This is a genomic window from Agrobacterium sp. 22-226-1 (assembly GCF_053522345.1).
In genome coordinates this window covers 1-5,814 of the sequence record NZ_JBNWCP010000036.1, presented here as the reverse complement: position 1 = coordinate 5,814, position 5,814 = coordinate 1, and the positions used below count along the sequence as shown (strand labels likewise).

7 protein-coding genes and 3 pseudogenes are annotated in these 5,814 nt (G+C 51.4%); 4 read left to right on the top strand and 6 right to left on the bottom strand.

Translation table 11 applies throughout. The features are described from left to right. Positions 1 to 89: 89 nt before the first annotated feature. The 3 genes and pseudogenes from ACQZ5K_RS26755 to ACQZ5K_RS26745 all read left to right on the top strand — a co-directional run. Positions 90 to 311 (top strand): annotated as a pseudogene (locus ACQZ5K_RS26755) (transposase domain-containing protein); the annotation flags it as partial. Between the two features lie 56 nt (positions 312 to 367). Continuing rightward, the gene (locus ACQZ5K_RS26750; RefSeq protein ID WP_034498049.1) at positions 368 to 640 is read left to right on the top strand and encodes a hypothetical protein; all 273 of its coding nucleotides are present in this window, start codon (positions 368 to 370) and stop codon (positions 638 to 640) included. Between the two features lie 905 nt (positions 641 to 1,545). Then, entirely contained in the window at positions 1,546 to 1,818 is a 273-nt protein-coding gene (locus tag ACQZ5K_RS26745) for a DUF736 family protein (protein WP_448742047.1), read from the top strand. A gap of 149 nt (positions 1,819 to 1,967) precedes the next feature. Here ACQZ5K_RS26745 and ACQZ5K_RS26740 read toward each other — a convergent pair whose 3' ends face one another. Further along, positions 1,968 to 2,549 (bottom strand): hypothetical protein, encoded by a 582-nt coding sequence (locus ACQZ5K_RS26740; protein WP_448742046.1) that lies wholly within the window; start codon positions 2,547 to 2,549, stop codon positions 1,968 to 1,970. A gap of 145 nt (positions 2,550 to 2,694) precedes the next feature. Here ACQZ5K_RS26740 and ACQZ5K_RS26735 point away from each other — a divergent pair. Then, positions 2,695 to 2,775 (top strand): annotated as a pseudogene (locus ACQZ5K_RS26735) (GNAT family N-acetyltransferase); the annotation flags it as partial. A 20-nt stretch (positions 2,776 to 2,795) separates the two neighbouring features. Here ACQZ5K_RS26735 and ACQZ5K_RS26730 read toward each other — a convergent pair. The 5 genes and pseudogenes from ACQZ5K_RS26730 to ACQZ5K_RS26710 all read right to left on the bottom strand — a co-directional run. Continuing rightward, a pseudogene (locus ACQZ5K_RS26730) lies at positions 2,796 to 3,267 on the bottom strand (DUF4143 domain-containing protein); the annotation flags it as partial. Next, complete coding sequence (locus ACQZ5K_RS26725) at positions 3,258 to 3,404, bottom strand: hypothetical protein (protein WP_448742045.1); 147 nt, start codon at positions 3,402 to 3,404, stop codon at positions 3,258 to 3,260. The pseudogene ACQZ5K_RS26730 and the gene ACQZ5K_RS26725, both read right to left, overlap by 10 nt. Next, the gene (locus ACQZ5K_RS26720; RefSeq protein ID WP_448742044.1) at positions 3,397 to 4,089 is read right to left on the bottom strand and encodes a hypothetical protein; all 693 of its coding nucleotides are present in this window, start codon (positions 4,087 to 4,089) and stop codon (positions 3,397 to 3,399) included. Before ACQZ5K_RS26720 ends, ACQZ5K_RS26725 begins: the two co-directional genes overlap by 8 nt. A 25-nt stretch (positions 4,090 to 4,114) precedes the next feature. Further along, positions 4,115 to 4,639 carry an N-acetyltransferase family protein gene (locus ACQZ5K_RS26715; protein WP_448742043.1) on the bottom strand — a complete coding sequence of 175 codons (525 nt, stop codon included), beginning with the start codon at positions 4,637 to 4,639 and terminating at the stop codon, positions 4,115 to 4,117. A 436-nt stretch (positions 4,640 to 5,075) separates the two neighbouring features. Further along, positions 5,076 to 5,306, bottom strand: a complete 231-nt coding sequence (locus ACQZ5K_RS26710; RefSeq protein ID WP_217003805.1) for a hypothetical protein — start codon at positions 5,304 to 5,306, stop codon at positions 5,076 to 5,078. Positions 5,307 to 5,814: the final 508 nt, after the last annotated feature.

Here is a 5,814-nt window from a genome sequence, read left to right as displayed (position 1 = left end):
GAGGGCCGTTCCCATGGCGAAATCTCCTTCCGCCATGTTGAATCATGATTTGCCCGAAAACGGAATCCCGTGAGTCAATTTCATCGGGCCTTGGTATAAATCGCAAGAACGCACTTTTTGCGGGGCATGACGCAGGAGCCGAGAACTGGGCGACCATCGCATCGCTCATCGAGACCTGTAAGCTCAATTCGGTCGATCCGTTGGCCTACTTGACCAGCACACTCGCCGCCATCGTGAATGGTCACAGGCAGAGCCGGATCGATGAGTTGTTGCCGTGGGCATTCAAAAGGACCATCAAGCCAGCCACTTGACGGGTTCAGCTCCACCGGCATACTCGCAGTCGTGATACAGAAGCTGGACGTGCTAAATGATCGAAGACGACGAACCAAATCTGGTGACTTCTGGCAAAAGCAAGAGGATCGTCGTTGATGGCTATCCGTTCTCCATCGACATATTCCGACTGGAAACCGATACGACATGGACGCTTGAGGTGGTCGACCACAACAACACAAGTCATGTCTGGGACGAGCAATTCCGATCCGACGCAGAGGCGCGGGACGTGGCGGTAAAAGCCATTGAGACAGAGGGTGCCCTTGCGTTCATGCGCGGGAACAACGTCATTCCTTTCCGTCAAGCTTAAATCGACGTGCTCTCAAAACGGCGCTTACGTTGAACCGGGATGGTCACCCAATCTGCGCAGGAACAGCCGCCGCATCGTTTCCGGTGATCCGAATCCGCACTTTCGAGCAGTTGTTGCTACAGAGGTACCAGGCCGAATGCAGCGCCTCTTCCAAGAGCCAGACCTACGCCTCCATATTTCTCAACAAGGAAGTTGGTAATCTCGAAAGTTAAGCCAAATGCATCGTCTGCCCAATCTGGGAGTGAACCCATGGGTTCATCTTTTTCCCGGCCGTCACTATATTTTGAGTCCATCGCCTTACTCCTTCGGGGCCAACGCGACTGATCCAGCGCTAAATATTTGAATGAATGACTCGATCACGACCGTGTAAATCGCGGGGATGATGATTATAATCAGTGGGGAATTGAGAGAGCGGGACGCTATAGTGCCGCATGTGCTACACGTTACATCTGAAAAGAATAAAAATCGAAATGACAACAATATAAAGATCGTAGCTATAAAAGGCGTCGCAATATTACTTTTTTCGAATTTAGCCGGGAGACGCTCCTTGAAGCTGATAAATCTCGATAAAATGGCAACGAGCAGCGCTATTGTTCCCGCGGAGAGGATGATATTGGCGACAACAAAGAATGCCCCTTTGCCCGGTTTAACAGATTCAAAATCTTGATATCGTTCGAGCATGAAAGAAAAAATACTAGGGACTGTGTCCGGCGGCTCAATCATATTAAGAGCCACCGCTGATATGTCGGTAAAATAGAGAAAGAACAGCGCTGGTATAAAGAATATATTGAAGTAATTTGTCAACTTGAAGACTTTTTCGTCGAAATATTTCGAGACCCCTCTCGGTAATATTGGGCTTATCCACCTGCTCATACTCATCGCTTTCTTTTCCATGAAGCAAGACCATGTGGCCAATATCCACCCTCAGCCACGACATCGAGATCCGCGCCGTCCCTTTCACATCTGCCAACGAGAAAGCGCCGACACATCGCATCTTCGGTAAATCGCCCGCGGGCTACGAACTTGAAGCCGGCGCCATTTGGCAGGGTCAGAACAACAACAGCCGCACCAAGTTCACCTTCTTTATCAAGCAGCTCCGCCTCGACGCTAACCTCGGTCGGTACGCCGGCCAGGATGACGCCAGCCTGCAGGCGATCCCCTGGGAGGACCGGGTCTGAAAAATCTCCAACCTCGCCTCTCCCCGGGTCTGACCAGACAGAGAGGTTTATCCCGAGACCCGCAATGCCTTCGGAGGGAGGCAGAGATGTCAGTCAGGCCACGTCAATCCGGATACTTTTTTCCGCCGGCGATTGCCCCGACTGGCACCTCATTTCAACGACTGGATGGCCGTGTAGCTTACGGATTCTTCGTTACTCGTACCTTCGTCGTAAATCTTTGCAACCGTTGCAAGTAGATCCGGCGCATAAACCGCCGTCCAGCGCTCCACTTCCTCACCGTTTCGTCTGACGTCGTAAAGGACGTTGAAAACATCATAACTGCAAGAACCGATGGAAAAAGCTCGTCGCTTTGTAACCGCGAGATCCAGGGTCCACTTCTCCTTTAAGGTGTCAGCCTCCAGCGGAACGAACTCGAAAGTGCGGCGCGCACCGACTTTCAAAGGCCAGAAAGCGCCGAGATTCGACGTGAAGTACTGATTGTAGTTCCCGTCATTTCCCGACCGGGAAAGTTCGATAAGCCCCTGATACAGAAAAACATTCTGTTTACCGCCGTCAGCAAAGCCATGTTGAACAGAAACGACGGGGCTCGCTATTTTGAATTCACTACGCACGCCACCATGACTGAGTATAAATCCACTCTTATGGCTCTTAACCGTGGGGCACTCTACTGCGAAAGCGATATTTGGAAATATAAGAGTCGCGGCAAAAATTCTAAACAAGGATGGAAACATGACTACAATTCCATGATGATGATGCAATTACAGATTGCCGATTTTTGAGGCAATTTCAAGAGTGCGAAACACCGTAACCGGCCCAGTTCCGAGACGATCCGCCGCGCCGCTTGCGGCATCACATACTCCCACCAGATCGAGATTCGACTTCGAACCGCGTCTGACTTCATTCTACCGGAACTGCGGATTCCGGCCGACAGAGGCGGGACTCATCGAGTTGAAGTGACGACATCTATAATTCTCATATCAACCCCACAAACAGGACAGTGGTGCGGCCGCCAATCGATCGCCGAATGGAACAATGTCGGTGCTGTCGTACAGGACCACGCCATAAGCAAAACGATCGCCGGCAGCTTCCGCCAAAGCCTTGAAACCAGAAAAAATCGCCAGACTTGACCGTGGCACTGGCCTTGATCTCGATACGGACAATCATCCCGTCATCACGCTCCAAGACGACGTCCACCTCCCGACCATCTCGATCGCAAAAATGATGGGCAGCGACCCTAAGATCTGACGCCGTCATGAGCTTCTGGACTTCCGAAAAAACAAAGCTTTCTAGCAATGCTCCGAACATCCCGCGATTGGCCTTCACCCGATCGAGCGTTAGCCCGCGGATCGTAGCGAGTAGCCCTGAATCGACGAAATGCAGCTTCGGTGTCTTCACCATCCTCTTCAGGGCATTGGTAAACCACGGCTGCACAGTTGTTATCAGGAATACCACCCGTCTTCGTCTTTCCCGACGCCGAATTGATATGGGCCGACTGATCCCGAGATAGTAAAGCCAGCCCAGTTGTTCATTGGGGTGGGGTCGATGATGTTGGCATTTGTCATCGAAACGGTTTGGCGGTCAGTCATATTGTAGTTCCTTCCAGACACAGACTTCGAAATCGGGGGTTTCAATGGAAGGCCGGCACTTCTCTCTAATCTGAAACGCTTTTAGTTGCGCTTCATCTATCGACTTGCCGGAAATCGCTTTATAGTAAAGGGGGTTCGCATTAACGAACAACGTCAGAGAAAAATGAAATCCAAAAAGCCTTACGAAAGATTCTGTGAGGCATTCTCGTGTATCGCCACCCATGTTTGGGTCAATCAAAATTGAAGCTTCATAATAAATGTCCTTAGAATTATTTTTATTTATCGCGCCGACATAACAATAGTCGTAACGACTATTTACAACATCAAAACTGGATCCAAAACCTGTGATTTTACCAGATTTTGCCTCTTTCAAAACGTCTTTTCCAATGAGTATTGCAATATTATTTCTATTTGGATCCTGCGTAAAATTAAAGAACTCTGCATAGAATTTGTACCACTGGGATATATATTCAAATAATGATTCACTGCCAATTCCCGCTCTAACGTTAATAAAAATCGGGGAACTGTGGTCGAAAGAACCTTTTTTGGCCGCGCGCAGAATGTATGACTCGAGGACCGCATTGGTTGAGGCTATATTGTCGGGATCTGATGCGGAGGCGCGGGTGCTTATGAGACAGCAGCAAACGCCAGCGACAAACCAAGTAAAAAAAATCTTGGCCGACATAGAGAGGCTGCAAAAGCGCAACCGTTTATACCAACGCATACGTGCCTCCGATGAATTTTGCCCCCGCAGCTTTCATCAGACGATCTGTCGCTTCAATGCGAGAGCCGGTCGTCACGTGTATAAATGAATGGCTGGCGTTCAGAGTTGCCGCCCACTTTTTGATGGCCGCGACCAAAGCGAGAAACACCTTGGCACGACGGACAGGCGGCAATGACAAATCCACTGCAATCACGTGAACCGTCACGAACATCGGTCCGTCGCTCAACATATAAGAATCGGCAATTGCCCAGGTCACGCCAACAGGTTTTCCGTCCAGCGTGGCAACCGGGCAAACCATGCGTGGTGGCCGAGACAGAATGAGGTTGAAGTGTTCGTTAAGCTTCCAGTCGGAAAATTCCTGGTCACGAAACACCGTTGAAGCGTGGTGCTGCTTCATGATTTCCCGAACGGCGGGCGTATCTCCCCGTTGAAGAAGGCGAACTTTTAAGCCTTTTGTCTCCGAATTCACTCGATTGCTGTTTTCAGCTAAACTTTGATCGTGAAGGGTCACACGCGGCGTCCTTCATATGATTTGGGCGAGTTCGATGTCGCGAAGAACTTGCTGGATAGCGCATTTACCCAAGCAATCCCCCCACTAAAACGTGCCGGTCGTATGGCAGCAGGCGCGCTGCCACGAGTATTGTGCTGATCCATTTCGCCCCCGAAAATAACCCGCGAATTCATCGATATCATCACGCATGATTTCGTCAACTGCAAATTGAATTCCGGCGCTGTCCTGGAAACGTTTCGTCGTTCAAATTTGGAGGGAACGCATGTGCGATCCTTGAATGAGCGCGATCCCGGAAGATGCAGGGCGCGAGACCGGGTGGCTGATCGAGCCGAACAGCACGGCGGTTATCGCGACAACAAAACTCGCCAGCGTGACCACAAAAAGAAACCCTCCGTAGAGGAGGGTTTCCCGGGAACTCAATGTCTGGATCGCCTTGCTAGAGCGCGCTTTGCCGGACGACGGTAATTTTTCCGAGTTCGACCAGCGGCGTGACGTCGAGGCATTTGCCTTTTTCGGCCATGTCGAGGCTGTAGTGGAATGCCCGAGTGGCGGGATGGTTGTCAGCGGTGTGGATTTTTTCCTTGCCGAAGTATGCTCCGGCAGGGATTGGAATGCCTGAGGCCTCACAGTCCTCGATGGCCCTGAAACGTACGGGTGCACCTTCCATTTGGTCCTCCACGGGTTTGACAAATGAAGAATATGCAGCGGGTACTGCCGGATTATAATGCCCCGAAACAAACCGTGAGGCAATTGCCGGCCAAAGCTTTTGCGACCTTCTGCTTTCTGGAACTCTCCGGCAAAAAGAAACCCTCCGGCGTGGAGGGTTCGAGTGATGCCGACCTTGCAGGCTGCAAGGAGGGATGGACGGCGGGAAATGTCCGTCCGCGATATGAATGCGGGCAAGGACGAAGGGTTCCCCGGCTATCGGGAATAGTTGCAGGACCGGCATTCTTTTGCTGCTTGTGATCCCCTGTTGGCAGATTGGCGAGGGCAGGCTTTGTGATCCTGCGTGGTCCCTGCCTTGTCATATGCGAGGGTGACGGTTGTCACATCCGCATCCGCAGGCCCCTGGTCTCGCCGAATGTGAGGGCCTGCTTTTCGACCAGTTCAGCATGATGGGCCCGCTCGACCAGTCCGGTCACCTGTTTGATGCGGTCGACGGACAGGGCATCGTC

Coding starts and splice junctions, on each gene's coding strand:
- ACQZ5K_RS26750 (WP_034498049.1), top strand. CDS start 368: ATGATCGAAGACGACGAACCAAATCTGGTGACTTCTGGCAAAAGCAAG.
- ACQZ5K_RS26745 (WP_448742047.1), top strand. CDS start 1,546: ATGTGGCCAATATCCACCCTCAGCCACGACATCGAGATCCGCGCCGTC.
- ACQZ5K_RS26740 (WP_448742046.1), bottom strand. CDS start 2,549: ATGTTTCCATCCTTGTTTAGAATTTTTGCCGCGACTCTTATATTTCCA.
- ACQZ5K_RS26725 (WP_448742045.1), bottom strand. CDS start 3,404: ATGACTGACCGCCAAACCGTTTCGATGACAAATGCCAACATCATCGAC.
- ACQZ5K_RS26720 (WP_448742044.1), bottom strand. CDS start 4,089: ATGTCGGCCAAGATTTTTTTTACTTGGTTTGTCGCTGGCGTTTGCTGC.
- ACQZ5K_RS26710 (WP_217003805.1), bottom strand. CDS start 5,306: ATGGAAGGTGCACCCGTACGTTTCAGGGCCATCGAGGACTGTGAGGCC.